At 64.1% G+C, this 25653-nt stretch carries 34 protein-coding genes; 33 read left to right on the top strand and 1 reads right to left on the bottom strand.

The window, feature by feature from the left end:
* The first annotated feature begins 97 nt into the window (after nt 1–97).
* Together ACQR1Y_RS02000 and ACQR1Y_RS01995 are read left to right on the top strand one after the other, a co-directional pair.
* A complete protein-coding gene (locus ACQR1Y_RS02000) occupies nt 98–2161 on the top strand; it encodes an FAD-dependent oxidoreductase (protein ID WP_434878104.1) in 2064 nt (687 codons plus the stop codon).
* A 203-nt stretch (nt 2162–2364) separates the two neighbouring features.
* Nucleotides 2365–4446, top strand: coding sequence for an ABC transporter ATP-binding protein (locus ACQR1Y_RS01995; RefSeq protein WP_434878105.1), 2082 nt, complete (start codon nt 2365–2367; stop codon nt 4444–4446).
* Here ACQR1Y_RS01995 and ACQR1Y_RS01990 read toward each other — a convergent pair.
* A complete protein-coding gene (locus ACQR1Y_RS01990; RefSeq protein WP_434878106.1) occupies nt 4371–5600 on the bottom strand; it encodes an FAD-dependent oxidoreductase in 1230 nt (409 codons plus the stop codon). The genes ACQR1Y_RS01995 and ACQR1Y_RS01990 overlap by 76 nt on opposite strands.
* Nucleotides 5601–6426: 826 nt before the next feature.
* Here ACQR1Y_RS01990 and rpsL point away from each other — a divergent pair.
* The 31 genes from rpsL (at nt 6427) to rplQ (ending at nt 25560) form a co-directional block, all read left to right on the top strand.
* Complete coding sequence (gene rpsL, locus ACQR1Y_RS01985) at nt 6427–6798, top strand: 30S ribosomal protein S12 (RefSeq protein WP_006611834.1); 372 nt, start codon at nt 6427–6429, stop codon at nt 6796–6798.
* A gap of 42 nt (nt 6799–6840) precedes the next feature.
* Nucleotides 6841–7311 (top strand): 30S ribosomal protein S7, encoded by a 471-nt coding sequence (gene rpsG / locus ACQR1Y_RS01980; RefSeq protein WP_006611835.1) that lies wholly within the window; start codon nt 6841–6843, stop codon nt 7309–7311.
* A 33-nt stretch (nt 7312–7344) separates the two neighbouring features.
* Nucleotides 7345–9417 (top strand): elongation factor G, encoded by a 2073-nt coding sequence (fusA, locus tag ACQR1Y_RS01975; RefSeq protein ID WP_434858698.1) that lies wholly within the window; start codon nt 7345–7347, stop codon nt 9415–9417.
* Between the two features lie 39 nt (nt 9418–9456).
* On the top strand, nt 9457–10647 hold the full coding sequence (gene tuf / locus ACQR1Y_RS01970; protein WP_434858699.1) for an elongation factor Tu: 1191 nt from the start codon (nt 9457–9459) through the stop codon (nt 10645–10647).
* Nucleotides 10648–10734: 87 nt separating this feature from the next.
* Nucleotides 10735–11043 carry a 30S ribosomal protein S10 gene (rpsJ, locus tag ACQR1Y_RS01965; RefSeq protein WP_002712302.1) on the top strand — a complete coding sequence of 103 codons (309 nt, stop codon included), beginning with the start codon at nt 10735–10737 and terminating at the stop codon, nt 11041–11043.
* 57 nt (nt 11044–11100) lie between these two features.
* Nucleotides 11101–11820: a 50S ribosomal protein L3 gene (gene rplC, locus ACQR1Y_RS01960; RefSeq protein WP_006611838.1), complete on the top strand. Its 720-nt coding sequence runs from the start codon at nt 11101–11103 to the stop codon at nt 11818–11820.
* Nucleotides 11821–12441, top strand: coding sequence for a 50S ribosomal protein L4 (gene rplD / locus ACQR1Y_RS01955; RefSeq protein WP_006611839.1), 621 nt, complete (start codon nt 11821–11823; stop codon nt 12439–12441).
* Nucleotides 12438–12737: a 50S ribosomal protein L23 gene (locus ACQR1Y_RS01950; RefSeq protein ID WP_008963463.1), complete on the top strand. Its 300-nt coding sequence runs from the start codon at nt 12438–12440 to the stop codon at nt 12735–12737. The genes rplD and ACQR1Y_RS01950 overlap by 4 nt, the downstream gene beginning before the upstream one ends.
* A gap of 12 nt (nt 12738–12749) precedes the next feature.
* A complete protein-coding gene (rplB, locus tag ACQR1Y_RS01945) occupies nt 12750–13583 on the top strand; it encodes a 50S ribosomal protein L2 (protein ID WP_434878107.1) in 834 nt (277 codons plus the stop codon).
* A 12-nt stretch (nt 13584–13595) separates the two neighbouring features.
* A complete protein-coding gene (rpsS, locus tag ACQR1Y_RS01940) occupies nt 13596–13874 on the top strand; it encodes a 30S ribosomal protein S19 (RefSeq protein WP_008963465.1) in 279 nt (92 codons plus the stop codon).
* Nucleotides 13875–13884: 10 nt separating this feature from the next.
* The gene (gene rplV / locus ACQR1Y_RS01935) at nt 13885–14265 is read left to right on the top strand and encodes a 50S ribosomal protein L22 (protein WP_015667616.1); all 381 of its coding nucleotides are present in this window, start codon (nt 13885–13887) and stop codon (nt 14263–14265) included.
* A 21-nt stretch (nt 14266–14286) separates the two neighbouring features.
* Complete coding sequence (rpsC, locus tag ACQR1Y_RS01930; protein WP_006611844.1) at nt 14287–14997, top strand: 30S ribosomal protein S3; 711 nt, start codon at nt 14287–14289, stop codon at nt 14995–14997.
* Nucleotides 14998–15037: 40 nt separating this feature from the next.
* Nucleotides 15038–15451, top strand: a complete 414-nt coding sequence (gene rplP / locus ACQR1Y_RS01925) for a 50S ribosomal protein L16 (protein ID WP_006611845.1) — start codon at nt 15038–15040, stop codon at nt 15449–15451.
* Nucleotides 15452–15456: 5 nt separating this feature from the next.
* Nucleotides 15457–15663: a 50S ribosomal protein L29 gene (gene rpmC, locus ACQR1Y_RS01920; RefSeq protein ID WP_006611846.1), complete on the top strand. Its 207-nt coding sequence runs from the start codon at nt 15457–15459 to the stop codon at nt 15661–15663.
* 10 nt (nt 15664–15673) lie between these two features.
* Nucleotides 15674–15922 carry a 30S ribosomal protein S17 gene (gene rpsQ / locus ACQR1Y_RS01915; RefSeq protein WP_008963469.1) on the top strand — a complete coding sequence of 83 codons (249 nt, stop codon included), beginning with the start codon at nt 15674–15676 and terminating at the stop codon, nt 15920–15922.
* A 100-nt stretch (nt 15923–16022) separates the two neighbouring features.
* Complete coding sequence (rplN, locus tag ACQR1Y_RS01910) at nt 16023–16391, top strand: 50S ribosomal protein L14 (protein ID WP_006611848.1); 369 nt, start codon at nt 16023–16025, stop codon at nt 16389–16391.
* Nucleotides 16391–16705 carry a 50S ribosomal protein L24 gene (gene rplX / locus ACQR1Y_RS01905; RefSeq protein ID WP_006611849.1) on the top strand — a complete coding sequence of 105 codons (315 nt, stop codon included), beginning with the start codon at nt 16391–16393 and terminating at the stop codon, nt 16703–16705. Before rplN ends, rplX begins: the two co-directional genes overlap by 1 nt.
* Complete coding sequence (rplE, locus tag ACQR1Y_RS01900) at nt 16698–17255, top strand: 50S ribosomal protein L5 (RefSeq protein WP_006611850.1); 558 nt, start codon at nt 16698–16700, stop codon at nt 17253–17255. Before rplX ends, rplE begins: the two co-directional genes overlap by 8 nt.
* 46 nt (nt 17256–17301) lie before the next feature.
* A complete protein-coding gene (gene rpsN, locus ACQR1Y_RS01895) occupies nt 17302–17607 on the top strand; it encodes a 30S ribosomal protein S14 (protein ID WP_006611851.1) in 306 nt (101 codons plus the stop codon).
* A gap of 12 nt (nt 17608–17619) precedes the next feature.
* Nucleotides 17620–18018: a 30S ribosomal protein S8 gene (gene rpsH, locus ACQR1Y_RS01890; protein ID WP_012045037.1), complete on the top strand. Its 399-nt coding sequence runs from the start codon at nt 17620–17622 to the stop codon at nt 18016–18018.
* Between the two features lie 13 nt (nt 18019–18031).
* Nucleotides 18032–18565 (top strand): 50S ribosomal protein L6, encoded by a 534-nt coding sequence (gene rplF, locus ACQR1Y_RS01885; RefSeq protein ID WP_434878108.1) that lies wholly within the window; start codon nt 18032–18034, stop codon nt 18563–18565.
* Between the two features lie 11 nt (nt 18566–18576).
* Nucleotides 18577–18939, top strand: coding sequence for a 50S ribosomal protein L18 (gene rplR / locus ACQR1Y_RS01880; protein WP_008963474.1), 363 nt, complete (start codon nt 18577–18579; stop codon nt 18937–18939).
* Nucleotides 18940–18987: 48 nt separating this feature from the next.
* Nucleotides 18988–19560 carry a 30S ribosomal protein S5 gene (gene rpsE, locus ACQR1Y_RS01875; RefSeq protein WP_006611855.1) on the top strand — a complete coding sequence of 191 codons (573 nt, stop codon included), beginning with the start codon at nt 18988–18990 and terminating at the stop codon, nt 19558–19560.
* Nucleotides 19561–19604: 44 nt separating this feature from the next.
* Complete coding sequence (rpmD, locus tag ACQR1Y_RS01870) at nt 19605–19796, top strand: 50S ribosomal protein L30 (protein ID WP_434858703.1); 192 nt, start codon at nt 19605–19607, stop codon at nt 19794–19796.
* 11 nt (nt 19797–19807) lie between these two features.
* The gene (rplO, locus tag ACQR1Y_RS01865; protein ID WP_015667606.1) at nt 19808–20293 is read left to right on the top strand and encodes a 50S ribosomal protein L15; all 486 of its coding nucleotides are present in this window, start codon (nt 19808–19810) and stop codon (nt 20291–20293) included.
* Between the two features lie 157 nt (nt 20294–20450).
* On the top strand, nt 20451–21788 hold the full coding sequence (gene secY / locus ACQR1Y_RS01860; protein WP_434858704.1) for a preprotein translocase subunit SecY: 1338 nt from the start codon (nt 20451–20453) through the stop codon (nt 21786–21788).
* 87 nt (nt 21789–21875) lie between these two features.
* A complete protein-coding gene (locus ACQR1Y_RS01855; RefSeq protein ID WP_434858705.1) occupies nt 21876–22784 on the top strand; it encodes an adenylate kinase in 909 nt (302 codons plus the stop codon).
* A gap of 194 nt (nt 22785–22978) precedes the next feature.
* A complete protein-coding gene (rpsM, locus tag ACQR1Y_RS01850; RefSeq protein ID WP_008963796.1) occupies nt 22979–23347 on the top strand; it encodes a 30S ribosomal protein S13 in 369 nt (122 codons plus the stop codon).
* 129 nt (nt 23348–23476) lie between these two features.
* A complete protein-coding gene (gene rpsK / locus ACQR1Y_RS01845; protein ID WP_006611861.1) occupies nt 23477–23866 on the top strand; it encodes a 30S ribosomal protein S11 in 390 nt (129 codons plus the stop codon).
* Nucleotides 23867–23981: 115 nt separating this feature from the next.
* Complete coding sequence (locus tag ACQR1Y_RS01840) at nt 23982–25013, top strand: DNA-directed RNA polymerase subunit alpha (protein ID WP_009029162.1); 1032 nt, start codon at nt 23982–23984, stop codon at nt 25011–25013.
* Between the two features lie 133 nt (nt 25014–25146).
* Nucleotides 25147–25560: a 50S ribosomal protein L17 gene (gene rplQ, locus ACQR1Y_RS01835; protein ID WP_006611863.1), complete on the top strand. Its 414-nt coding sequence runs from the start codon at nt 25147–25149 to the stop codon at nt 25558–25560.
* Nucleotides 25561–25653: the final 93 nt, after the last annotated feature.

The following is a 25653-nucleotide window of genomic DNA, read 5'->3' as shown; positions in this document are numbered from 1 at the left end:
GCCGGGTAGGCTATGGCCGATCGAGCCCCGAGGGTGGCAGGACCCGTGACACGGACGACCGGCGCTGCTGCAGACAGCCGGAGATGGCGGAACTTCGATGCTTGACCTTGCGATTGTTGGTGGCGGTCCGGGCGGCCTGATGAGCGCCTGGTATCTCAGGCGGAAGCTCGGCGATCTCTGCAAGGTGACGATCTTCGAGGCATCGGACCGGCTCGGCGGCAAGATCGTCACGCGCAAGTTCGACAGCGCGCCGGCGATGTATGAAGCCGGTGTAGCCGAGATCTACGACTACTCGATGACCGGCCCCGATCCGCTGCGTGAGCTGATCCAGCATTTCGGTTTGCAGACGATCCCGATGGACGCGCTGCAGGTGCAACTCGACGGCGAGCTGCTCGACGACGTTCCCGGCCTGCGCCGCAAATACGGGCCGAAGACCGCGGCGGCCGTCGAAGCGTTCCGCAAGCGCTGCTCGGAGGTGATGTCGCCGGTCGAATATTACGAGGGTGTCGGCGCCCACGACAACGAGCATCCCTGGGCCTACAAGACCTGCGAGGAGCTGCTCGACGAGGAGGTCGAGGATCCCACCGCCAAGCGCTTCTTCAAGGTGATGTCGCGTTCCGACATCGCGACCGAGGCCCACAACACCAACGGCCTCAACGCGCTCAAGAACTTCGTGATGGATATCGACGACTACATCGGTCTGTATTCGATCCAGAACGGCAATGAGCAGCTGATCGAGTGCCTCCGCTCCGAGGTCGATGCCGACATCCAGCTCAATCATCGTGTGCTGCGCATCGGCAAGACCGAGCAGGGCCGCTACCGCCTCAACATGATGAACGGCAAGGGCCCGGAGACGCGCGAGTTCGATCTCGTGCTGGTCTGCCTGCCGCATTCCTGGCTGTCGACGGTCGGCTGGGACGGCGAGAAGCTGCGCCAGTCGATGGTCAAGCACGTCGCCTATTTCGATCGCCCCGCGCACTACCTGCGCGTCTCGATCCTGTTCGATTCCCCGTTCTGGGGCGACAAGATCCCGGGCTCCTGGTTCATGTCGGAAGCCTTCGGCGGCTGCTGCATCTACAACGAGGGCTCGCGCCACGACGTCGGCAAGCACGGCGTGCTGAACTGGCTGATCGCAGGTTCCGACGCGCTGGCCTTCGCCAACCTGTCGGACCAGGAACTGATCGATGCCGCGCTGAAGTCGCTGCCGGCGGCGCTCGGCGATTCCAGGGCGCATTTCATGGAAGGCAAGATCCATCGCTGGCTGTCGTCGGTCAACGCGCTGCCCGGCGGCCTGCCGGTGCGCGACGTCATGACCAATCATCGCCCCGAGCCGAAGGAGCATCCGGGGATCGTGGTCGTCGGCGACTATCTGTTCGATTCGACCCTCAACGGGCTGCTCGATTCCTCGGATGCCGCGACCGACATCATCCTGACCGAGATGATGCGGCTGCGCCGCGCCAGGTCGCAGGCGGAGAAGCCGCTGTCAGACAAGATCGACCGCGACTATTTCGACAATTATCGCGGGCAGGGGCCGTACAGCGAAGCGTGGTCGCGGTTCACCGATCCCGACTACCTGCTCAGCCTGATCAAGATCGTCTGGAACAAGAGCAAGGGCAAAGGCTACAAGCTGCTCGTCGCCGGCTCCGCGAGCGGCGAACTGGTCGGTGCGCTGCGTGACCGCGGCATCGATGCCTGGGGCATCGAGAACAACCGCTACATCCACGGCAAGACACCGAAGGCGCTCAAGAAATACAACAAGCTCGGCTCGATCGCCGACCTGCCGTTCAAGCGCGGCGAGTTCGATTTCGTATTTGAGACCAGCCTCTGCCATCTCGGCGACAAGCAGGTCGCGCGCGCGATTCGCGAGCTCAACCGCGTGGTCAAGACCGGCCTCGTGTTCGGCTCGATCACCTCGGACATGGCGCCGGCGCTGGTCGACCGCTACGACCTGCTGCGCGGGGTGAAGAAGCTCGGCACCTGGTGGGAGTGGTCGGAGCTGTTTTTCGGCAACGGCTTCGATCTGGCGATGCACAGGCGCGACTGCACCGACGAGGTGTGGGCGGCGACCCTGGCCGCCAACAAGGGTCCCGGCCAGTGGTATGCCGACGCCGACAGCCTGCGCTACTCGTTCTTCGACAAGGTCGAGGACGACGAGGACTAGCACCGGCCGGCATGCCGTGGACTGGCGCATCGGCCGGGCTGAAAAGTCGCCGACTGTGCCGATTGCGCGACAGGGCCGGGCCGTGGTCGGCCAGGGTGCGGCGCCGTGTCGCGAGAATGCTGGCGGCCGACTTTCGCAGATGATAAAGCCGAGCCGCTTTCATCCGTTACGGTCATGCTGGCCGTGCAGGACCGGTTCGTTGAATGTCGCCCAAATCATCAGTGCCGGGAGATCCCAAGTCCAGGTCGGCAGCCGAACCTGCTGATGAGCTGGACAAGCGGGCCGCGGCCAAGGCCGGCTCTGCGGTTCCGAAAGCCGGAACGGCCAAGCCATTGGCGAGCGACAAGGCGCCGATCAACGACGAGGATGATGAGGACGAGGAGGACGGCGACGAGGCCGGCCTCGATCTCGACGGCGATGACGACGACGAGGACCTGGTCGTCTATACGGCCCGCGAGGCCGCCGGCGCGCTCGCCACGATCTACGGCTTCGTCTCGCCGCTGCTCGGCAAATACAAGAAGATGCTGGCCTTCGTCACGATCGGCGTGCTGATCGAGACGCTGTTCAACGTCATCATGCCGCTCAGCCTCAAGTTCCTGATCGACGACGCGCTCGGCGAGGAGGATTTCGAGGCGCTCTACCGCATCCTCGGCGTGCTCGCGGTCGCCGGCATCTTCACCTCGATCGTCGCCGTGCTGTACGAGCGCTGGGACGCGCGGCTGGCGGCCTGCATCATCTCCGACGTCCGCAGCCGGCTGTTCGACCACGTGCAGAACCTGCCGGCGGCGTATTTCCAGCGCACCAAGCGCGGCGAGATCCTGTCGCGCTTCTCGGTCGACATGTCGGCGTTCGAGGGCGTGGTGAAGACCTTCGCCAACAGCGCCGCGCTGCCGCTGCTCGAGCTCATCGCCGGCATCATCCTGATGCTGTTCCTCAACTGGCAGCTCGCCGCGATTGCGCTGCTGGTGTTCCCGATCACCCTGATCGGCCCGCGCATCCTGACGCCCAAGGCGGTGCAGGCCAATTACGAGCAGAAGCTCAACGAGGCCTCGCTGCTCGGTGTCATCCAGGAGAACATCGCAGCGCAGGCGGTGATCAAGGCCTTCAGCCTGCATCGCAAGGTGTTCGGCTGGTTCACCTTCCGCAATGACGAGGCGCGGAGGAAGATCGCTGACGCGATGTTCCTCTCGACCATGGTCGAGCGCACCGTGACCATCGCGGTGCTGCTGCTGCATTTGGTGGTGCTCGCGATCGGCGCCTATCTCGCGACCAAGGGCCAGATCACGGTCGGCACCTTCGTCACCTTCGAGAGCGCGTTCTGGGAGGTGTCCTACAATATCGCCCATGTCATGCACTTCGTCCCGGTCTCGATCTCCTCCGCCGCCGCGATCCGTCACATGCAGGAGCTGCTGGACGAACCGACGCGTGGCGCCGACCGGCCGGGCGCGCCGGACCTGCCGCGCATCAGCCATGACATCACCTTCGAGCGCGTCAGCTTCCAGTACGAGGGCAGCCAGACCCCGGTGCTGGACAATCTCAGCCTCAAGCTCGATGTCGGCAAGCGCATCGCCATCGTCGGCCCTTCCGGATCCGGCAAGAGCACGCTGCTTAATCTGATCCTGCGGCTCTACGTGCCGGACGAGGGCCGGGTCACCATCGACGGTGTCGACATTCGGAAGGTCACGCGCGATTCGCTCCGCGGCAGCATGGCCGTCGTGTTCCAGGAGAACATGCTGTTCAACATGTCGCTCCGCGAGAACATCCGGCTCGGCAAGGAGGGCGCGACCGACGAGGAGGTGGAGGAGGCGGCCAAGAAGGCCGAGATCCACCGCTACATCATGAGCCTGCCGCAGAAATACGACACCCTGGTCGGCGAGCGCGGCGACACCCTGTCGGGCGGCCAGCGCCAACGCATCGCGATCGCCCGCGCCATCATCCGCAATCCCTCCGTGCTGCTGCTGGATGAAGCGACGTCGGCGCTCGACCAGACCACGGAAGCCGCGATCAACCGCACGCTGCTCAAGGTCTCCAAGGGCCGCACCATGATCTGGTCGACCCACCGCCTGACCTCGGTGGTCGAGATGGACGAGATCATCGTCATCTCCGGCGGCCGCGCCATCGAGCGCGGCAGCCACGCCGAGCTGCTGGCCAAGAACGGCACCTATCGCAAGCTCTGGGACGACCAGGGCCATCAGCCGAGCCGGGTCGCTCAGGCGGACGACGACACCGACGATGACGAGGACGACGACTTCGAGGATGACGAGGACGACGACGAGGACGAATAAGCTTCGCGTGGTGCGCTCGCCAGCCGGTGCCGCCCGCCACGGCCCAGTGAGACTGCAAACCGCGCCCAGCGCTGCGCCAGCCAATACGGGCCGGTGCCGATCGAAACTTCGCGGAAGCGCCAGGCCTTGTCGAGCGACCACGCATCGCAGGCGATCTTGACCGGATCGTCGTAGAACGCGGCGATCTTGCCTTCGCTCATCCCGTCGGTGGCTAGCCAGCGCGGGATGTGCACGTTGCACAGGCGCTCGACATCCGTGAACACCTTGTCGGAGCCCGTACCCGTCACCGGGCAGGTGGTGCAAAAGGCGTCTCCGACCAGCACCACGCCCGGCATCCGGATGCCGCTATTGACGGTCAGATCCGCCGGCCGGACCTTGACCTCGCCGCTGACGGCGTAATCGCCGGTGATCCGCCGGAGGCCGGGCAGGGCGGCCGCCAGGGTCTCTGCCGGGTTGCGCCGGACCGCCCGCAGCCAGGGATCGTCGACCGGGCGATAGGCGAAGAGATTCGCTCGCATGCGGTCGCCAATCGGAAACAGGGTGACGTAGGGGACGCGGGCGCTCGCCCGTTCCTGGAAATAGGTCATGGCGGGGAAAGGGAAGGTGGCACGGCCGACCGGCTCCAGGTCGAAACCGACCGAGATCGAATGGGCGACGCTCGTGATCGTCCGGGTGATTCCCAGCTGATGCCGCAGGCCGACGTTCAGCCCATTGGCGAGCACGACCAGCCGGGCGGAGATCGTCTCGCCGTTGGAGAGCACGACCGATTGGCGATCGTCGCTCGGCGTGATCGCCACTGCCTTGGCCACGATTCGCAGGACCGACGCCGGGATCTCCTCGCGCACGGCCGCCACCAGCGCATCGTACAGGATGCCGTATTGATGGACCGGCGCCTTGTCGAGGACGTAGCCGAATCGGGCGATCCAGTTCTCGGCCGCCAGGGTCGCCCGATGCAGCGCCTTGTCCGAAGCGCCCGTGCGACGGAACCGCCCGATCTGCTCCGCGCCTGAGATCTTCTCGATTCGGAAGTCCGGCGGGTAAACCTCGTGGGGATCGACGAGAATCGCCGCAATGCCGGCGCGGCCGAGCATGGCTGCCGTGATCGAGCCGGCCAGCCCGCCGCCGATGATCGCGATGTCGGTATAGTGGGGCATGAGAGGCCTCGTCGAAGCCTCATCCTTGGCCCCTAAAGCCGAACAAAGCCTTAGCCGCCCTGTTTCAGATTGTTGCGGAGGGTGAACGGAGCATCGGGAGGCAGTAGGGTGGGCAAAGGCGCTGCCGTGCTGCATGCCCGCCCGGTGAGAGTGGTGGCGCCGTGCCCACCGTCGGGCGGCAGGCTCTGTGGCGAGATGGTGGGCACGCGACCGCCTCCGGCGGCCGCTTTGCCCACCCTACGGCACCCTAATCTCCAATCTAGTCAGGGACTTGATGTGGCAGCTTGAATGAATAGGTCAGCTCCTCCGGTTTGGCTGCCTCGCACCGGTCTGTCGGCACCCGACACCGACACGGAAACGTCTTGATTGCGCGTCCTGCGGCGTCGTTTTGCTTGACTTGGGTATTTACCGCTTATAAAAGGCGCGCACTCAACGACAGGCGGTGAGCTTCGCCAGCGTCGGTACGGATCACCCGGACCGCCCCTTACAGGGCAGAATGGGCACCAACCTCGACGAATGCCGCTCAAACGCTGTCGATCATAGCTAGGCAATGCCAGAACGATTTTAGATCTCTCGAGCTCGTTCTCTTGAGACCAATTTCGGATGCATGACCTCGGTAGGCCGCCGCCAGCGCAAGCTGGGGGAGGGTGATCGCGGTCCTCTGTGGCGTCAAGCGCTTTCCGTTCAGCGATGAATGGTTGGCGCGATTTCGTTTTGCGCGGATTTTCGTCGCGCTGGGCGGCCCGGTGAGGCGGGGAACCTCAAACAGAATTTGCGGAAATCCCTGGTGGTTTCCGTGTGAACGTTGAGAAGGGTGAAGGCCAAGATGCCGACGATCAACCAGCTGATCGCAAATCCGCGCGAAGTGCAGAAGTCGCGCAAGAAGGTGCCGGCGCTGCAGCAGTCGCCGCAGAAGCGTGGTGTTTGCACGCGCGTCTACACCACGACCCCGAAGAAGCCGAACTCGGCGCTTCGTAAGGTTGCCAAGGTGCGCCTGACCAACGGCTTCGAGGTGATCGGCTACATCCCGGGTGAAGGCCATAACCTGCAGGAGCACTCGGTGGTCATGATCCGCGGTGGCCGCGTCAAGGACTTGCCGGGCGTGCGCTACCACATCCTCCGCGGCGTGCTGGATACCCAGGGCGTCAAGAACCGTAAGCAGCGTCGTTCGAAGTACGGCGCGAAGCGGCCCAAGTAAGTCGCTTAACTAAGACGTTCGAGAGAAGCGGGAACAGATCAGATGTCGCGTCGCCATTCAGCCGAAAAGCGTGAAGTGCTTCCGGATCCGAAGTTCGGGAACATCATCGTCACCAAGTTCATGAACTCGGTGATGTACGCCGGCAAGAAGTCGGTCGCCGAAGGAATCGTCTACGGTGCGTTCGGCATCATCGAGGCCAAGACCAAGCAGAGCCCGCTCACGGTGTTCGAGCAGGCGCTGGAAAACGTCATGCCGACGATCGAAGTGCGTTCGCGCCGCGTCGGTGGTGCGACCTACCAGGTGCCCGTCGAAGTCCGCTCGACCCGACGTCAGGCGCTGGGCATCCGCTGGCTGATCTCGGCCGCTCGCGACCGCAACGAGAAGACCATGACCGAGCGGCTTTCGGCGGAACTGCTCGATGCCTCGAACAACCGGGGTAACGCCGTGAAGAAGCGTGAAGACGTGCACCGGATGGCGGAAGCCAACCGCGCCTTCTCGCACTACCGCTGGTAACAGCGGCCCGAACGGAAATCAGGGAACAGATCCATGCCCCGCCAACACGCCATCGAAGACTATCGTAACTTCGGTATCATGGCGCATATCGACGCCGGTAAGACGACGACGACCGAGCGCATCCTGTATTACACCGGCAAGAGCCACAAGATCGGCGAAGTGCACGAAGGTGCCGCGACGATGGACTGGATGGAGCAGGAGCAGGAGCGTGGCATCACGATCACTTCCGCTGCCACCACCGCGTTCTGGAACGGCAAGCGCCTGAACATCATCGACACCCCCGGCCACGTCGACTTCACCATCGAGGTCGAGCGTTCGCTCCGCGTGCTCGACGGCGCCGTGTGCGTGCTCGACTCCAACCAGGGCGTCGAGCCGCAGACCGAGACCGTCTGGCGCCAGGGCGACAAGTACAAGGTGCCGCGCATCGTCTTCGCCAACAAGATGGACAAGACCGGTGCCGACTTCTTCAAGTGCCTGGCCGACATCGTCGACCGCCTGGGCGCGAAGCCGGTTGCGATCCAGCTGCCGATCGGCGCCGAGAACAACTTCAAGGGCTGCGTCGACCTCGTGACCATGAAGGCGATCGTCTGGAACGACGAGTCGCTCGGCGCGAAGTTCGACTATGTCGAGATCCCTGCTGACCTCGCCGACCAGGCCAAGGAATATCGCGAGAAGCTGGTGGAAGCCGCCGTCGAGCTCGACGACGACGCCATGTCGGCCTATCTCGAAGGCACCGAGCCGGACGAGGCGACCCTCAAGCGTCTCATCCGCAAGGCCGTGCTCTCGGGCGCGTTCTATCCGGTGCTGTGCGGCTCGGCGTTCAAGAACAAGGGCGTGCAGCCGCTGCTCGACGCCGTCGTCGACTATCTGCCGTCGCCGCTCGACGTTCCCGCGATCAAGGGCACCGACGACAAGGGCAACGAGGTCGTGCGCAAGGCGGACGACAAGGAGCCGCTGTCGCTGCTGGCGTTCAAGATCATGGACGACCCGTTCGTCGGCACCATCACCTTCTGCCGCATCTATTCGGGCATCCTGACCTCGGGCACCGGCGTCGTGAACTCGACCCGCGAGAAGAAGGAGCGCATCGGCCGCATGCTGCTGATGCATGCGAACAACCGCGAGGACATCAAGGAAGCCTATGCGGGCGACATCGTCGCTCTCGCCGGCCTCAAGGAAGCCCGCACCGGTGACACGCTGTGCGACCCGAATAACCAGGTGATCCTGGAAAAGATGGAATTCCCGGAGCCGGTCATCGAGATCGCGATCGAGCCGAAGTCGAAGGCCGACCAGGAGAAGCTGGGCATCGCGCTGGCGAAGCTCGCCGCGGAGGATCCGTCCTTCCGCGTGTCGACCGATCACGAGTCGGGCCAGACCATCCTCAAGGGCATGGGCGAGCTCCATCTCGACATCAAGGTCGACATCCTGAAGCGCACCTACAAGGTCGATGCGAACATCGGCGCGCCGCAGGTGGCGTTCCGTGAGCGCATCACCAAGCCGGCCAATGTGGACTACACCCACAAAAAGCAGACCGGCGGCACCGGCCAGTTCGCGGCCGTGAGCCTCGTGGTCGAGCCGAACGAGCCGGGCGGCGGCTACGTGTTCGAGTCCAAGATCGTCGGCGGTGCGGTTCCGAAGGAATACATCCCCGGCGTCGAAAAGGGCATCGAGAGCGTGCTCGGCGCAGGCGTGGTCGCGGGCTTCCCCGTGGTCGACGTCAAGGTGGCGCTGGTCGACGGCAAGTATCACGACGTCGACTCGTCGGCACTGGCCTTCGAAATCGCCTCCCGCGCGGCTTTCCGCGAGGCGCTGCAGAAGGGCAAGTCGGTTCTGCTCGAGCCGATCATGAAGGTCGAAGTCGTGACCCCGGAAGACTACACCGGCTCGGTCATCGGCGACCTCAACTCGCGTCGTGGCCAGATCCAGGGCCAGGACATGCGCGGCAACGCCAACGTCATCAACGCGATGGTGCCGCTCATGAACATGTTCGGTTACGTGAATAACCTGCGCTCGATGAGCCAGGGTCGCGCGACCTTCACGATGCAGTTCTCGCACTACGCTGAAGCGCCGGCCAACGTGTCGGCTGAAGTCCAGAAGAAGTTTGCCTGATTGTCGCGAGCTCAAGTTAGCGACTGAACGGAGAGTCAAATGGCCAAAGCTAAGTTTGAACGTAACAAGCCCCACTGCAACATCGGCACCATCGGTCACGTCGACCACGGCAAGACCTCGCTGACCGCTGCAATCACCAAGATCCTGGCCGAGACGGGCGGTGCGACGTTCACTGCCTACGACCAGATCGACAAGGCGCCGGAAGAGAAGGCCCGCGGCATCACCATCTCGACCGCGCACGTCGAGTACGAGACCAAGAACCGCCACTACGCGCACGTCGACTGCCCCGGCCACGCCGACTACGTGAAGAACATGATCACCGGCGCTGCGCAGATGGACGGCGCGATTCTGGTCGTGTCGGCCGCCGACGGCCCGATGCCGCAGACCCGCGAGCACATCCTGCTCGCCCGCCAGGTCGGCGTTCCCGCGCTGGTCGTGTTCCTCAACAAGTGCGACATGGTCGACGATCCGGAGCTGCTCGAGCTGGTCGAGCTCGAGGTTCGCGAGCTGCTCTCGAAGTACGAATTCCCGGGCGACAAGATCCCGATCATCAAGGGCTCGGCGCTTGCCGCTCTCGAAGATTCGGACAAGAAGCTCGGCCACGACGCCATCCTCGAGCTGATGCGCAATGTCGACGAGTACATTCCGCAGCCGGAGCGTCCGATCGACCAGCCCTTCCTGATGCCGGTCGAAGACGTGTTCTCGATCTCGGGCCGCGGCACCGTGGTGACCGGTCGTGTCGAGCGCGGCATCATCAAGGTCGGTGAGGAAATCGAGATCGTCGGTATCCGCGCCACCCAGAAGACCACCGTCACCGGCGTCGAAATGTTCCGCAAGCTGCTCGATCAGGGCCAGGCTGGCGACAACATCGGTGCGCTGCTCCGCGGCACCAAGCGCGAGGACGTCGAGCGCGGCCAGGTTCTCTGCAAGCCGGGTTCGGTCAAGCCGCACACCAAGTTCAAGGCTGAGGCGTACATCCTCACCAAGGAAGAGGGCGGCCGTCACACCCCGTTCTTCACCAACTATCGTCCGCAGTTCTACTTCCGCACGACCGACGTGACCGGCGTCGTTCACCTGCCGGAAGGCACCGAGATGGTGATGCCGGGCGACAACATCGCGATGGAAGTGCACCTGATCGTGCCGATCGCGATGGAAGAGAAGCTGCGCTTCGCCATCCGTGAAGGCGGCCGCACCGTCGGCGCCGGCGTCGTCGCCTCGATCATCGAGTAACAACACGAATAGGGAATGGCGGGTGGCGAATGGTGATCCATTCGCCGTTCGCTACTCGCCACTCACTACTCACAGAAAGATACGGCAATGAACGGCCAAAATATCCGCATCCGTCTCAAGGCGTTTGACCATCGCATCCTCGATACGTCGACGCGCGAGATCGTCAACACGGCGAAGCGGACCGGCGCGCAGGTTCGCGGACCCATTCCGCTGCCGACCCGCATCGAGAAGTTCACCGTCAACCGTTCGCCGCACGTTGACAAGAAGAGCCGCGAGCAGTTCGAGATGCGCACCCACAAGCGTCTCCTCGACATCGTCGATCCGACCCCGCAGACCGTCGATGCTCTCATGAAGCTCGATCTGGCCGCCGGTGTCGACGTCGAGATCAAGCTCTAAGTTTTTGGATTCACGTTCGCCTTTTCGCGGACATAGAGAAGAACAGGAAGCACGCCGATGCGCTCCGGAGTGATCGCACAAAAGGTCGGGATGACGCGGGTCTTCACGGAGACCGGCGAACATATCCCCGTGACCGTGCTGAAGCTCGGCAATTGCCAGGTGGTCGGTCACCGTACCACCGAGAAGAACGGCTACGTCGCGCTGCAGCTCGGCAGCGGCAGCCGCAAGACGGTCTACATGCCGAAGGCGGAGCGCGGCCAGTTCGCGGTCGCCAAGGTCGAGCCGAAGCGCAAGCTCGCCGAGTTCCGTGTCAGCGAGGACTCGCTGATCCCGGTCGGCGCCGAGATCCAGGCCGACCACTTCGTCGTCGGCCAGTTCGTCGACGTCACCGGCACCTCGGTCGGTAAGGGCTTCGCCGGCGGTATGAAGCGCTGGAACTTCGGCGGTCTGCGCGCCACGCACGGTGTGTCGATCTCGCACCGTTCGATCGGTTCGACCGGTGGCCGGCAGGACCCCGGCAAGACCTGGAAGAACAAGAAGATGCCCGGTCACATGGGTGTCGATCGCATCACCACGCTGAACCTGCGTGTGGTGCAGACGGACGTCGAGCGCGGCCTGATCCTGGTCGAAGGCGCGGTGCCCGGCTCCAAGGGGGGCTGGATCTCGGTGCGCGACGCCGTGAAGAAGCCGCTGCCGAAGGAGGCGCCGAAGCCCGGCAAGTTCAAGGTCGCGGGTGAGCAGGCTGCCGAAGCGCCGGCCGTGCAGGAGGGCGCATAAATGGAACTGAAAGTCACCACGCTCGAGGGCAAGGAAGCCGGATCCGTCCAGCTGTCCGACGCCATCTTCGGTCTGGAGCCGCGCGCTGACATCATCCAGCGCTGCGTCCAGTGGCAGCTCAACAAGCGCCAGGCCGGCACCCACAAGGCCAAGGGCCGCGCTGAGATCTGGCGCACCGGCAAGAAGATGTACAAGCAGAAGGGCACCGGTGGTGCTCGTCACGGCTCGGCCCGCGTGCCGCAGTTCCGTGGCGGTGGCCGCGCCTTCGGTCCGGTCGTGCGCTCGCATGCGACCGACCTGCCGAAGAAGGTCCGTGCGCTCGCCCTGAAGCATGCGCTGTCGGCCAAGGCCAAGGACGGTGATCTCGTCGTCTTGGAGAACGCCACCCTCGAGGCGGCGAAGACCAAGGCATTGATCGGCCATTTCTCGGGTCTCGGCCTGACCAACGCGCTGATCATCGACGGCGCCGAGCTGCACAACGGCTTCGCCGCTGCGGCCCGCAACATCCCGAACCTGGACGTGCTGCCGATCCAGGGCATCAACGTCTACGACATCCTGCGCCGTCAGAAGCTCGTGCTGACCAAGGCGGCGATCGATGCGCTGGAGGCGCGCTTCAAATGAAGACCATCGATCCGCGCCACTACGACATCATCATCGCGCCGGTCGTGACCGAGAAGGCGACCTTTGCCTCGGAGCAGAATAAGGTTCTGTTCAAGGTGGCCGCCAAGGCGACCAAGCCGCAGATCAAGGAAGCGATCGAGAAGCTGTTCGACGTCAAGGTCCGGAGCGTGAATACGCTCGTCCGCAAGGGCAAGACCAAGGTGTTCCGCGGCAATTTCGGTTCGCAATCGGACAGCAAGCGCGCGATCGTGACCCTCGAAGAGGGCCACCGCATCGACGTGACCACCGGACTGTAAGGCTGAGCTGCCATGGCACTGAAGACATTCAACCCCACGACGCCGGGCCAGCGCCAGCTGGTCATGGTCGATCGTTCGGCCCTGTACAAGGGCAAGCCGGTCAAGTCGCTGACCGAAGGCAAGCTGTCGAGCGGCGGTCGTAACAACACCGGCCGCATCACGGTTCGCTTCCTCGGCGGCGGCCACAAGCAGTCGTACCGCACGGTCGACTTCAAGCGCGACAAGGTCGACGTTCCGGCGACCGTCGAGCGCCTGGAGTACGATCCGAACCGCACCGCCTTCATCGCCCTGGTCAAGTACCAGGACGGCGAGCTCGCCTACATCCTGGCGCCGCAGCGCCTGGCCGTCGGCGACACCATCGTCGCCGGCAACTATGTCGACGTGAAGCCGGGCAACGTCATGCCGCTCGGCAACATGCCGGTCGGCACGATCGTGCACAACATCGAGGTCAAGATCGGGAAGGGCGGCCAACTCGCGCGTTCGGCCGGCACCTACGCCCAGATCGTCGGCCGCGACCAGGACTACGTGATCGTCCGCCTGAACTCGGGCGAGCAGCGCCTGGTGCATGGCCGTTGCCGCGGCACCATCGGTGCGGTGTCGAACCCGGACCACATGAACACCTCGATCGGCAAGGCCGGCCGCAAGCGTTGGATGGGCCGCCGCCCGCACAACCGCGGTGTCGCGATGAACCCGATCGACCATCCGCACGGCGGCGGCGAAGGCCGTACCTCGGGCGGTCGTCACCCGGTCACTCCTTGGGGCAAGCCCACCAAGGGCAAGAAGACCCGCACCAACAAGTCGACCGACAAATTCATTCTCTTGAGCCGCCACAAGCGGAAGAAGTAAGGAACGACGGACATGGTTCGTTCAGTCTGGAAAGGCCCGTTCGTCGAGGCGTCGCTGCTCAAGAAGGCAGATGCGGCGCGCGCGTCCGGCCGTCACGACGTCATCAAGATCTGGAGCCGCCGCTCGACCATCCTGCCGCAGTTCGTCGGCCTGACGTTCGGCGTCTACAACGGCCAGAAGCACGTGCCGGTCGCGGTCAACGAGGAAATGGTTGGCCACAAGTTCGGCGAGTTCTCGCCGACCCGCACTTTCCACGGCCATTCGGGCGATAAGAAAGCCAAGAAGGCTTGAGGATTAAGCGATGAGCAAACCAAAGCGCGAACGGAGCCTCCCCGACAACGAGGCCAAGGCTGTGGCCCGGATGCTTCGGGTGAGTCCGCAGAAGCTGAACCTGGTGGCGCAGATGATCCGCGGCCGCAAGGCGTCGGCAGCCCTCGCCGACCTGCAGTTCTCGCGCAAGCGGATTGCGGTCGACGTCAAGAAGTGCCTGGAATCGGCGATCGCCAACGCCGAGAACAACCACGAGCTCGAGGTCGACGATCTGGTCGTCACCCAGGCTTTCGTCGGCAAGGGAATCGTGATGAAGCGTTTCTCGCCGCGCGGCCGTGGCCGTTCGGGCCGAGTTTTCAAACCGTTTTCGCAGCTGACGATCATTGTTCGTCAGGTCGAGGCGAGCGCTTAAACCGGGCGCTGGGAGAATACGATGGGTCAAAAGATCAATCCGATCGGTCTGCGTCTCGGCATCAACCGGACCTGGGATTCGCGCTGGTTCGCCGGCAAGGCCGAGTACGGCAAGCTGCTGCATGAAGACGTCAAGATCCGCGAGATCCTGCACAAGGAGCTCAAGCAGGCGGCCGTCGCCCGCATCGTGATCGAGCGTCCGCACAAGAAGTGCCGCGTCACGATCCACTCGGCCCGTCCGGGCGTCGTGATCGGCAAGAAGGGCGCCGACATCGACAAGCTGCGCAAGCGCGTCGCCGACATCACCTCGTCGGACGTCGTCATCAACATCGTCGAGATCCGCAAGCCGGAGCTCGATGCCACGCTGGTCGCCGAATCGATCGCGCAGCAGCTTGAGCGCCGCGTCGCGTTCCGCCGCGCCATGAAGCGCGCCGTTCAGTCGGCGATGCGCCTCGGCGCCGAGGGCATCCGCATCAACTGCTCGGGCCGTCTGGGCGGCGCGGAAATCGCCCGCATGGAGTGGTATCGTGAGGGCCGGGTGCCGCTGCACACGCTGCGCGCCGACATCGACTACGGTGTGGCCACCGCGTTCACGACCTTCGGCACCTGCGGCGTGAAGGTCTGGATCTTCAAGGGCGAGATCCTCGAGCACGATCCGATGGCACAGGACAAGCGGATGAACGAGGGCGGTGGCGAAAGCCCGTCGCCGCGTTCGCGCCGCGACGCGGCCTGATCGATCAGCCGCGACAAGACAGGTTTGAGGGCTCAAAGCCATGATGCAACCAAAGAAGACCAAGTTCCGAAAGGCGCATAAGGGCCGTATCCACGGCGTTGCGTCCTCGGGCGCGACGCTGGCCTTCGGCCAGTTCGGGCTGAAGGCGATGGAGCCGGATCGCGTCACCGCGCGCCAGATCGAGGCCGCCCGTCGTGCGCTGACTCGTCACATGAAGCGTGCCGGCCGCGTCTGGATCCGGGTGTTCCCCGATCTGCCGGTGTCGAAGAAGCCGGCCGAAGTCCGCATGGGCTCCGGCAAGGGTTCGCCGGAATTGTGGGTGGCCCGCGTCAAGCCGGGCCGGGTGATGTTCGAGATCGACGGCGTCAGCAACCAGATCGCGCGCGAGGCGCTGACGCTGGCCGCTGCCAAGCTGCCGATCAAGACTCGCTTCGTCGAACGCATTGCGGAGTAATGGTCATGGCCGAGATGAAGATTGCCGACATTCGCGCGATGAGCCCCGACCAGATGGACGATGCGATCGTCAATCTGAAGAAGGAGCGCTTCAACCTGCGTTTTCAGCGCGCCACCGGGCAGCTCGAGAACACCGCCCGCCTGCGTGAGGCGCGCCGCGACATCGCCCGTATCAAGACCATCGCCGCGCAGCAGCGCGCCAAGACGAAGTAAGAGGCTCGACATGCCGAAACGGACCCTCCAGGGCGTTGTCGTCAGCGACAAGCAGGCCAAGACGGTGGTCGTGCGCGTCGACCGGCGCTTCACCCACCCGATTTACAAGAAGACGATCCGCCGCTCGAAGAACTACCACGCCCACGACGAGAACAACGAGTTCAAGCCGGGCGACATGGTCTGGATCGAGGAGAGCAAGCCGATCTCGAAGCTCAAGCGCTGGACGGTGGTCCGCGGCGAGCATAAGAAAACCGCCTGAGTCGCGCGACGCGGCCCTGATTGAAGGGGCCGGTTTCGCTTTCGGGATCAGAAAAGGCGCAGCTTTCCTGCGCAGCATATGAAGAGGACGAGGTGCATCAATGATTCAGATGCAGACCAACCTCGACGTGGCCGATAATTCCGGCGCACGCCGTGTTATGTGTATCAAGGTGCTGGGTGGCTCGAAGCGCCGCTATGCCACCGTCGGCGACATCATCGTGGTGTCGATCAAGGAAGCCATTCCGCGTGGCAAGGTGAAGAAGGGCGACGTCATGAAGGCCGTCGTGGTGCGCGTCCGCAAGGACATCCGCCGCGCCGACGGCTCGGTGATCCGCTTCGACCGAAACGCGGCCGTCCTGATCAACAACCAGTCCGAGCCGGTCGGCACCCGTATCTTCGGGCCGGTGCCGCGCGAGCTGCGCGCCAAGAACCACATGAAGATCATTTCGCTCGCGCCGGAGGTGCTGTGATGGCTGCCAAGATCCGCAAGGGCGACAAGGTGATCGTCCTGACCGGCCGCGACAAGGGTCGCACCGGCGAGGTGTTCGAGGTGCGTCCCGACGCCGGCACGGCGCTGGTGCGCGGCATCAACCTGGTGAAGCGTCACCAGAAGCAGACGCAGAACCAGGAGGGCGGCATCATCACCAAGGAAGCCCCCATCAACCTGTCGAACGTCGCCTACGTCGGCAAGGACGGCAAGCCGACGCGCATCGGATTCAAGATTCAGGCGGACGGCAAGAAGGTCCGCGTTGCCAAGAGCTCGGGAGTTGAGATCGATGGCTGAGACCGCTTACACCCCGCGCCTCCGCACGGAATACGACCGCAAGATCAAGAGCGCGCTGACCGAGAAGTTCGGCTACGCCAACGTCATGCAGGTGCCGCGGCTCGACAAGGTCGTGCTGAACATGGGCATCGGCGAGGCCGTCAACGACCGCAAGAAGGCGGAGACGGCTGCGGCCGACCTGTCGCTGATCGCCGGTCAGAAGGCCGTCGTGACCTATTCGCGCGTCGCCATCGCGACCTTCAAGCTGCGTGAGAACCAGCCGATCGGCTGCAAGGTCACGCTGCGCAAGGCCAAGATGTACGAGTTCATCGACCGCCTGATCAACGTCGCGCTGCCGCGCGTCCGCGACTTCCGCGGCCTGAACCCGAAGAGCTTCGACGGCCGCGGCAACTACTCGCTCGGCATCAAGGAGCACATCATTTTCCCCGAGATCGACTTCGACAAGGCCGGGGAGAGCTGGGGCATGGACATCACGGTGTGCACCACCGCGACGACCGACGACGAGGCCCGTGCCCTTCTGACCGCATTCAATTTCCCGTTCCGGCAGTGAGCAGCTGACTTCTAGCTTCTCAAACGCGGATACCCAGGAGCCAAGCATGGCAAAGAAGAGTTCAGTCGAGAAGAACAACCGGCGCAAGAAGATGGCGAAGAACGCCGCTCCGAAGCGCGCCCGGTTGAAGGCGATCATCGCCGACAAGGAAAAGCCGATGGAGGAGCGCTTCGCCGCGACCCTGAAGCTCGCGGAAATGCCGCGCAACTCGTCGACGACCCGCATCCGCAACCGGTGCGAGCTGACGGGCCGCCCGCGGTCGAACTACCGCAAGAACAAGCTGAGCCGCATCGCGCTGCGCGAGCTCGGCTCCAAGGGCCTGGTTCCGGGCCTCGTGAAGTCGAGCTGGTAAGGAGGGTCGAACATGTCAACGCACGATCCCATCAGCGATCTGATCACCCGCATCCGCAACGCGCAGATGCGTTCGAAGTCGAAGGTCACGACCCCCGGCTCGAAGATGCGCGCCAGCGTGCTCGAAGTGCTGAAGTCCGAAGGCTACATCCGTGGCTATGCCACGCTGGAGCATCCGTCCGGCCGCAGCGAGATCGAGATCGAGCTGAAGTATTTCGACGGCGAGCCCGTGATCCGCGAGATCGAGCGCGTCTCCAAGCCCGGCCGGCGCGTCTACACCTCGGTGAAGAACCTGCCGCGCGTGAACAACGGGCTCGGAATTTCTGTTTTGTCGACGCCGAAGGGAATCATGGCCGACCATAGCGCGCGTGACGCGAATGTCGGCGGTGAAGTTCTCTTCACGGTGTTCTAAGAAGGATTGAGCCATGTCACGTATTGGCAAGAAGCCTGTGACGGTGCCGTCCGGTGTGACCGCTACCGTCGACGGACAGACCGTCAAGATGAAGGGGCCGAAGGGCCAGCTTCAGTTCCTCGTCCATGACGACGTCGAGGTGAAGTTCGAGAACGGCCAGGTCAAGGTCGCTCCGCGCTCCGAGACCAAGCGCGCCCGTTCGCTCTACGGCACCGCGCGCGCCCAGATCGCCAACCTGGTCGAGGGCGTCACCAAGGGCTTCGAGAAGAAGCTCGAGATCACCGGCGTCGGCTACCGCGCCGCGATGCAGGGCAAGAACCTGCAGCTCGCGCTCGGCTACAGCCACGACGTCGTCTACCAGATCCCGGAAGGCATCACGATCGCCGTGCCGAAGCCGACCGAGATCACGATCACGGGCATCGACCCGCAGCGCGTCGGCCAGGTGGCCGCCGAAATCCGCGCCTACCGTCCGCCGGAGCCCTACAAGGGCAAGGGTGTGAAGTACGCGGGTGAATTCATCTTCCGCAAGGAAGGCAAGAAGAAGTAACGGAGCCGGACATGTCGAGAGCAAAGGTTACGAATGCCCGGCGCAAGCAGCGTGTGAGGCTGTCGCTGCGCCGCTCCGCCGGCGGCCGTCCGCGTCTGTCGGTGTTCCGTTCGTCGAAGCACATCTACGCTCAGGTCATCGACGACCAGAAGGGCGAGACGCTCGCCTCGGCGTCGTCGATGGAGAAGGAGATGCGCGCGGCCGGCAACACCGGTGCCGACATCGATGCAGCCAAGGCGGTGGGCAAGCTGCTCGCCGAGCGCGCGGTGAAGGCCGGGATCAAGGAAGTCGTGTTCGATCGCGGCGGCTATCTCTATCATGGTCGCGTCAAGGCGCTGGCCGACGCGGCGCGCGAGAGCGGGCTGAGCTTCTAATATCAACGGATTTGGGCGCGAGAGCCCCACAGAAGATTGGATAGCACCATGGCAGGTGAACGGGAACGAGGCGGTCGCGATCGCAAGGAGCGTGAGGAGCGCGACAGCGAGTTCGTCGACAAGCTCGTCCACATCAACCGAGTCGCGAAGGTCGTGAAGGGCGGTAAGCGCTTCGGCTTTGCGGCGCTCGTCGTGATCGGCGATCAGAAGGGCCGGGTCGGCTTCGGCCACGGCAAGGCGCGCGAAGTGCCGGAGGCGATCCGCAAGGCGACCGACTCCGCCAAGCGCAATTTGACCCGCGTCGCGCTGCGCGAGGGCCGCACCCTGCACCACGACATCTTCGGTCGTCACGGTGCGGGCCGCGTCTATCTGCGTGCCGCTCCGGCCGGTACCGGCATCATCGCCGGCGGCCCGATGCGCGCCGTGTTCGAGACGCTGGGCATCCAGGACGTGGTGGCGAAGTCGATCGGCTCGTCCAACCCGTACAACATGGTGCGCGCGACCTTCAACGCGCTGAAGCATCAGGACAGCCCGCGCTCGGTCGCTGCCCGCCGCAACATCAAGGTGTCGACCCTGCAGGCCCGCCGCGTCGGTGGCGATGCCGAGGCAGCCGCCGACTAACGAACGCGCGCCGCCTTTGGCAGGCGCATCTCGGAGTGAGGACAATGGCTGACGCCAAGACGATCAAGATCGAGCAGATCGGCAGCCCGATCCGCCGGCATCACTCGCAGCGCGAGACGCTGATCGGGTTGAAGCTCAACAAGATCGGCCGCGTGACCGAGCTGGCGGATACGCCGGCGGTCCGCGGCATGATCACGAAGGTTCATCATCTCGTCCGCATCGTCGACGAGAAGTAAGGAGAAGGGCGATGAAGCTCAGCGATATCGCCGACAACGCCGGCGCGCGCAAAAAGCGCATGCGCGTCGGCCGCGGCATCGGCTCCGGCAAGGGCAAGACGTCCGGCCGTGGCGGCAAGGGCCAGACCGCGCGCTCCGGCGTGCGCATCAAGGGCTTCGAAGGCGGTCAGATGCCGATGCATCGCCGTCTGCCGAAGCGCGGCTTCAACAACATCTTCGCGCTCGATTTCGTCGAGATCAATCTCGACCGGATCCAGCAGGCGATCGATGCCAAGAAGCTGGACGCCGGCAGCGTGATCAACGCCGAGGCGCTGGTGAAGTCGGGCGCGCTGCGCCGCTCCAAGGACGGCGTGCGTCTGCTTGGCCGCGGCGAGCTCAAGGCCAAGATCAACATCGAGGTGTATGGCGCCTCGAAGTCGGCGATCGCGGCGGTCGAGAAGGCCGGCGGCACCGTCAAGATCCTGGCGCCCGCCAAGGATGAAGGCGAAGCGGCGTAACTTCTGCGTCATTGCCCTGCGGCCGGCTTGCGCCGAAGAGGGCAGGGCAATGGACAGAACGCGTTCGCGTACCAGATAATATCCGACGTCTGCCCAAGCCCCGCGAGCCCTCGCGGGGCTGATGCGGTCAAGAACGGGCGGCGGGAGAAAGCTAGATATGGCCTCAGCAGCGGAACAACTTGCGGCAAACCTCAATTTCGGCGCGCTTGCAAAAGCCGATGAGCTGAAGAAGCGCATCTGGTTCACCCTCGGCGCGCTGCTGGTCTACCGCCTCGGCACCTATATTCCGCTGCCCGGCATCGACCCGAACATCTGGGATTCGGTGTTCCGTAGCCAGTCCGGCGGCATCCTCGGCATGTTCAACATGTTCGCCGGCGGCGGCATCCACCGCATGGCGATCTTCGCGCTGAACATCATGCCGTACATCTCGGCATCGATCATCATCCAGCTCCTGACCACGGTGTCACCGCAGCTCGAAGCCCTCAAGAAGGAGGGCGAGGCGGGCCGCAAGATGCTGAACCAGTACACCCGCTATCTGACGGTGATCCTGGCCGCCGTGCAGTCCTACGGCATCGCCGTCGGCCTCGAGGGCGCCGGCAATGTCGTCGCCGATCCCGGCCTGTTCTTCCGCCTGTCGACCGCGATCACGCTGACCGGCGGCACTATGTTCCTGATGTGGCTGGGCGAGCAGATCACCTCGCGCGGCATCGGCAACGGCATCTCGCTGATCATCCTGTCCGGCATCGTGGCGGAGCTGCCCTCGGCGCTCGCCAACATGCTCGAGCTCGGCCGCCAGGGCGCGCTGTCGACCGGCCTGATCCTGGTCGTCATCGTGATGGCGGTCGCCGTGATCGCCTTCATCGTGTTCATGGAGCGTGCCCAGCGCCGCCTCCTGATCCAGTATCCGAAGCGCCAGGTCGGCAACAAGATGTTCGAGGGCCAGTCCTCGCATCTGCCGCTGAAGCTGAACACGTCCGGCGTCATCCCGCCGATCTTCGCCTCGTCGCTGCTGCTGCTGCCGGCCACTTTCGCCAATTTCAACGTCGGCAAGGGCTCGGGGTGGGAGTGGTTCCAATGGATCACCACCCAGCTCGGCCATGGCCGGCCGCTGTTCCTGGTGCTGTATCTGGCGCTGATCCTGTTCTTCGCCTTCTTCTACACCGCGATCGTGTTCAACCCGACCGAGACCGCGGACAACCTGAAGAAGCATGGCGGCTTCATCCCGGGCATTCGGCCCGGCGAGCGCACCGCGGAATACATCGATTACGTGTTGTCGCGGATCACCGTCATCGGTGCCATCTATCTGGCGATCGTGTGTCTAATCCCGGAAATTCTGATTTCCTACGCTTCCGTCCCGTTCTACTTTGGTGGCACTTCGCTTCTGATCGTGGTCAGCGTTACGATGGATACCGTGGCGCAGGTTCAGGGTTATCTGCTCGCCCATCAGTATGAGGGCCTGATCAGGAAGTCGAAGTTGCGGGGGCGCCGCCGCTAATTGCGGCGGATCGCGGCCCGGGAACCAACAAGCCAAGAACAAGGTGTGCGGGAGGGTCGCCCACCGTGTGCCGGGGGGCGGAATTCGATGAGACTCATTCTTTTGGGACCGCCCGGTTCGGGCAAGGGGACGCAGGCGCAGCGCCTGGTCCAGCAGTACGGCATTGTCCAGCTCTCGACTGGTGACATGCTGCGCGCCGCCGTGGCCGCACAGACGCCGATCGGGCTGAAGGCCAAGGACATCATGGCCGCCGGCGGCCTGGTGCCGGACGAGGTCGTGGTCGGCATCATTGCCGACCGGATCGAGCAGCCCGACGCCAAGAACGGCTTCATCCTTGATGGTTTCCCGCGCACGGTGCCGCAGGCCGAGGCGCTGGACCAGCTCCTGAAGAAGAAGCAGATGACGCTGGATGCGGTCATCGAGCTGCGCGTCAACGAGGGCGTGCTGCTGGAGCGCGTCGAGCGCCGGGCGGCCGAAATGAAGGCGCGCGGCGAGGCTGTCCGGGCGGACGATACGCCGGAGGTCCTGACCAAGCGGCTGTCGAGCTATCGCGAGCAGACCGAGCCCTTGATCCACTATTATTCCGACCACCGGATGCTGGCGACCGTCGACGGCATGATGTCGATCGAGCAGGTCACCGAGGAAATCGGCCGGATCCTGGCCGCCGTCGGCAAGAGCAGCGGCAGCCGGGCGGCCAAGAAGGCGAGCCCGGCCAAGCGCAGCGCCAAGGCGCCGGCCAGAGCCAACAAGACCGCCGCCAAAAAGGTGGCCAAGAAGGCTGTGAAGGCTGCCGCACCAGCCAAAAAGGCTGGCAAGACGGCGAAGACGGCGGCCAAAACCGGCAAAAAGGCCGCCAAGAAGGCTCCCAAAGCTGCGGCGAAGAAGGCCGGCAAGACGGCCAAGGCCTCCAACAAGGCCTCCAAGCCGGCTTCCAAGTCGGCCAAGGGCAGCCGGAAAACCTCTGCAAAGGCTGCAAAAAAGCGTTCGGCGAGGTGATCGAATCTTGTACGGGCGGTTGACGACCGCCGTGTGAATCCATTAATAAGCCCGCATCCAAGTCGGATGGTTTTCGAAGATGCCGGGCCCCACGAATCGAGGGGTGGGCGTCTTGTTCGCGTTTGCGGACACCTGCCCGAGATAGCGAGAATGAAGGCCGGCCCGTCATGGGATCGGCGACAGGAGAGAAGTCCGTGGCCCGTATTGCCGGTGTCAACATCCCGACCAACAAGCGCGTCCTGATCGCGCTCCAGTACATCCATGGTATCGGCCCGAAGATCGCGGGCGAGATCATCGAGAAGGTGAAGATCGCCGAGGATCGCCGCGTCAACCAGCTGAGCGACCAGGAAGTTCTTCAGATCCGTGAAATCATCGACCGCGATTACGTCGTCGAGGGTGACCTCCGTCGTGAGACCGGCATCAACATCAAGCGGCTGATGGACCTCGGCTGCTATCGCGGCCTGCGTCATCGCCGCGGCCTGCCGGTGCGCGGTCAGCGTACCCACACCAATGCGCGCACGCGCAAGGGTCCGGCCAAGGCGATCGCCGGCAAGAAGAAGTAATTTCGCGAGTTGCTGACAGCGGGTGGCGAGTAGGGGAGATCCCTATTCGCTACCCGCTGTTCACCATTCGCGATTTCGGTGTAGCCGCTGGCATTACGGCGGCGTTGAGATCTCAAGAAAGGTACTTATATGGCCAAGGAAGCCGCACGTGTCCGCCGTCGTGAGCGCAAGAACATCGCCTCCGGCGTCGCCCATGTGAACTCGTCGTTCAACAACACCACGATCACCATCACCGACGCGCAGGGCAACACCATTGCCTGGTCGTCCGCCGGCACGATGGGGTTCAAGGGATCGCGCAAGTCGACCCCGTATGCCGCCCAGGTCGCGGCGGAGGACGTGTCCAAGAAGGCCCAGGAGCACGGCATGCGCACCCTCGAGGTCGAGGTGGCCGGTCCGGGCTCCGGACGTGAGTCGGCCCTGCGCGCGCTGCAGGCCGCGGGTTTCACCGTCACCTCGATCCGCGATGTGACGACGATCCCGCACAATGGTTGCCGTCCGCGCAAGCGTCGTCGCGTCTGATCTGAAGGAGGCGGGCAGCATGTCCGCCTTCTCTTGCTTTTGAACCATTTCGATTGCCGCGATCCGATGCGCGGTTCTCCAACGCCAGTCAGTCGTCCCCCAGACGGACTGGCCCATGGGTGAAACAGTGACGATCCAGAAGAATTGGCAAGAATTGATTCGGCCGAACAAGCTCCAGGTCACGCCGGGCTCCGACGCGACCCGTTTCGCCACCGTGGTCGCCGAACCGCTGGAGCGCGGCTTCGGCCAGACGCTGGGCAATGCGCTTCGCCGCATCCTGCTGTCGTCGCTGCAGGGCGCCGCCGTGCAGTCGGTGCACATCGACGGCGTGCTGCACGAGTTCTCCTCGATTGCCGGTGTTCGTGAGGACGTCACCGACATCGTGCTGAACATCAAGGACATCTCGATCAAGATGCAGGGCGAAGGCCCGAAGCGGATGGTCGTGAAGAAGCAGGGGCCGGGCGCGGTCACCGCCGGTGACATTCAGACCGTCGGCGACATCGTCGTGCTCAACCCCGACCTGCAGCTCTGCACCCTCGACGATGGCGCCGAGATCCGCATGGAGTTCACGGTCGCGACCGGCAAGGGCTACGTCCCGGCTGAGCGCAACCGTCCCGAGGATGCGCCGATCGGACTGATCCCGATCGACAGCCTGTTCTCGCCGGTCCGCAAGGTCTCCTACAAGGTCGAGAACACCCGCGAGGGCCAGATCCTCGACTACGACAAGCTGACCATGACGATCGAGACCAACGGCGCGATCTCGCCGGAGGACGCGGTGGCCTATGCCGCCCGCATCCTGCAGGACCAGCTCAACGTGTTCGTCAACTTCGAAGAGCCGCGCAAGGAAGTCGCCCAGGAGATCATCCCGGACCTCGCCTTCAACCCGGCCTTCCTGAAGAAGGTGGACGAGCTCGAGCTGTCGGTGCGTTCGGCGAACTGCCTGAAGAACGACAACATCGTCTACATCGGCGACCTCGTGCAGAAGTCCGAAGCGGAGATGCTTCGCACCCCGAACTTCGGCCGCAAGTCGCTGAACGAGATCAAGGAAGTGCTGGCCCAGATGGGTCTGCATCTCGGCATGGAAGTGCCGGGCTGGCCGCCGGAGAACATCGACGAACTGGCCAAGCGCTTCGAGGATCACTACTGAGCCTTCTTCATTCCGGGGCCGATGCTGCGCATCGCCCCAGAATGACAACTACAACCGGGCGAACGCAGGCAGCCCACCTGAGCAACATGTCCGACGAACCGTCGCGGCAGATTGAAATTGAGGACTTAAGACAATGCGTCACGGCAAGGTTCATCGGAAGCTCAACCGCACCGCCGAGCATCGCAAGGCGATGTTCGCCAACATGTGCGCCGCGCTGATCAAGCACGAGCAGATCGTCACCACGCTGCCGAAGGCCAAGGAGCTGCGGCCGATCGTCGAGAAGCTCGTCACCCTCGGCAAGAAGGGCGGGCTGGCGCTGCGCCGCCAGGCGATCGCCGAGATGCGCGACGTCGACCAGGTGAAGAAGCTGTTCGACGTGCTGGCGCCCCGCTACAAGGACCGCAACGGCGGCTACACCCGCATCATCAAGGCCGGCTTCCGCTACGGCGACAACGCCGCCATGGCGGTGATCGAGTTCGTCGATCGCGACGTCGATGCCAAGGGCCAGGATTCCGGCCCGGTGCAGGAGACCTCGGAAGCCGCGTAAGCGGCGCTCCGGTTCGAGTTTTTAAAACGGCGCCTTCGGGCGCCGTTTTCGTTTTGAGGGACGCCCGGGCTAAAGGCGCCTGGTACGCACTGG

It is taken from the genome of Bradyrhizobium sp. HKCCYLRH3099 (genome assembly GCF_051167855.1).
In the GTDB taxonomy this organism is placed as follows: Bacteria; Pseudomonadota; Alphaproteobacteria; order Rhizobiales; family Xanthobacteraceae; genus Bradyrhizobium.
Note: the sequence above shows the minus strand (reverse complement) of the source record. Positions and strands in the feature narration are given on the sequence as shown.

What these genes read in the sequence shown, in the direction of transcription:
- ACQR1Y_RS02000 (WP_434878104.1), top strand. Translation starts at nt 98, where the DNA reads ATGCTTGACCTTGCGATTGTTGGTGGCGGTCCGGGCGGCCTGATGAGC.
- ACQR1Y_RS01995 (WP_434878105.1), top strand. Translation starts at nt 2,365, where the DNA reads ATGTCGCCCAAATCATCAGTGCCGGGAGATCCCAAGTCCAGGTCGGCA.
- ACQR1Y_RS01990 (WP_434878106.1), bottom strand. Translation starts at nt 5,600, where the DNA reads ATGCCCCACTATACCGACATCGCGATCATCGGCGGCGGGCTGGCCGGC.
- rpsL (WP_006611834.1), top strand. Translation starts at nt 6,427, where the DNA reads ATGCCGACGATCAACCAGCTGATCGCAAATCCGCGCGAAGTGCAGAAG.
- rpsG (WP_006611835.1), top strand. Translation starts at nt 6,841, where the DNA reads ATGTCGCGTCGCCATTCAGCCGAAAAGCGTGAAGTGCTTCCGGATCCG.
- fusA (WP_434858698.1), top strand. Translation starts at nt 7,345, where the DNA reads ATGCCCCGCCAACACGCCATCGAAGACTATCGTAACTTCGGTATCATG.
- tuf (WP_434858699.1), top strand. Translation starts at nt 9,457, where the DNA reads ATGGCCAAAGCTAAGTTTGAACGTAACAAGCCCCACTGCAACATCGGC.
- rpsJ (WP_002712302.1), top strand. Translation starts at nt 10,735, where the DNA reads ATGAACGGCCAAAATATCCGCATCCGTCTCAAGGCGTTTGACCATCGC.
- rplC (WP_006611838.1), top strand. Translation starts at nt 11,101, where the DNA reads ATGCGCTCCGGAGTGATCGCACAAAAGGTCGGGATGACGCGGGTCTTC.
- rplD (WP_006611839.1), top strand. Translation starts at nt 11,821, where the DNA reads ATGGAACTGAAAGTCACCACGCTCGAGGGCAAGGAAGCCGGATCCGTC.
- ACQR1Y_RS01950 (WP_008963463.1), top strand. Translation starts at nt 12,438, where the DNA reads ATGAAGACCATCGATCCGCGCCACTACGACATCATCATCGCGCCGGTC.
- rplB (WP_434878107.1), top strand. Translation starts at nt 12,750, where the DNA reads ATGGCACTGAAGACATTCAACCCCACGACGCCGGGCCAGCGCCAGCTG.
- rpsS (WP_008963465.1), top strand. Translation starts at nt 13,596, where the DNA reads ATGGTTCGTTCAGTCTGGAAAGGCCCGTTCGTCGAGGCGTCGCTGCTC.
- rplV (WP_015667616.1), top strand. Translation starts at nt 13,885, where the DNA reads ATGAGCAAACCAAAGCGCGAACGGAGCCTCCCCGACAACGAGGCCAAG.
- rpsC (WP_006611844.1), top strand. Translation starts at nt 14,287, where the DNA reads ATGGGTCAAAAGATCAATCCGATCGGTCTGCGTCTCGGCATCAACCGG.
- rplP (WP_006611845.1), top strand. Translation starts at nt 15,038, where the DNA reads ATGATGCAACCAAAGAAGACCAAGTTCCGAAAGGCGCATAAGGGCCGT.
- rpmC (WP_006611846.1), top strand. Translation starts at nt 15,457, where the DNA reads ATGGCCGAGATGAAGATTGCCGACATTCGCGCGATGAGCCCCGACCAG.
- rpsQ (WP_008963469.1), top strand. Translation starts at nt 15,674, where the DNA reads ATGCCGAAACGGACCCTCCAGGGCGTTGTCGTCAGCGACAAGCAGGCC.
- rplN (WP_006611848.1), top strand. Translation starts at nt 16,023, where the DNA reads ATGATTCAGATGCAGACCAACCTCGACGTGGCCGATAATTCCGGCGCA.
- rplX (WP_006611849.1), top strand. Translation starts at nt 16,391, where the DNA reads ATGGCTGCCAAGATCCGCAAGGGCGACAAGGTGATCGTCCTGACCGGC.
- rplE (WP_006611850.1), top strand. Translation starts at nt 16,698, where the DNA reads ATGGCTGAGACCGCTTACACCCCGCGCCTCCGCACGGAATACGACCGC.
- rpsN (WP_006611851.1), top strand. Translation starts at nt 17,302, where the DNA reads ATGGCAAAGAAGAGTTCAGTCGAGAAGAACAACCGGCGCAAGAAGATG.
- rpsH (WP_012045037.1), top strand. Translation starts at nt 17,620, where the DNA reads ATGTCAACGCACGATCCCATCAGCGATCTGATCACCCGCATCCGCAAC.
- rplF (WP_434878108.1), top strand. Translation starts at nt 18,032, where the DNA reads ATGTCACGTATTGGCAAGAAGCCTGTGACGGTGCCGTCCGGTGTGACC.
- rplR (WP_008963474.1), top strand. Translation starts at nt 18,577, where the DNA reads ATGTCGAGAGCAAAGGTTACGAATGCCCGGCGCAAGCAGCGTGTGAGG.
- rpsE (WP_006611855.1), top strand. Translation starts at nt 18,988, where the DNA reads ATGGCAGGTGAACGGGAACGAGGCGGTCGCGATCGCAAGGAGCGTGAG.
- rpmD (WP_434858703.1), top strand. Translation starts at nt 19,605, where the DNA reads ATGGCTGACGCCAAGACGATCAAGATCGAGCAGATCGGCAGCCCGATC.
- rplO (WP_015667606.1), top strand. Translation starts at nt 19,808, where the DNA reads ATGAAGCTCAGCGATATCGCCGACAACGCCGGCGCGCGCAAAAAGCGC.
- secY (WP_434858704.1), top strand. Translation starts at nt 20,451, where the DNA reads ATGGCCTCAGCAGCGGAACAACTTGCGGCAAACCTCAATTTCGGCGCG.
- ACQR1Y_RS01855 (WP_434858705.1), top strand. Translation starts at nt 21,876, where the DNA reads ATGAGACTCATTCTTTTGGGACCGCCCGGTTCGGGCAAGGGGACGCAG.
- rpsK (WP_006611861.1), top strand. Translation starts at nt 23,477, where the DNA reads ATGGCCAAGGAAGCCGCACGTGTCCGCCGTCGTGAGCGCAAGAACATC.
- ACQR1Y_RS01840 (WP_009029162.1), top strand. Translation starts at nt 23,982, where the DNA reads ATGGGTGAAACAGTGACGATCCAGAAGAATTGGCAAGAATTGATTCGG.
- rplQ (WP_006611863.1), top strand. Translation starts at nt 25,147, where the DNA reads ATGCGTCACGGCAAGGTTCATCGGAAGCTCAACCGCACCGCCGAGCAT.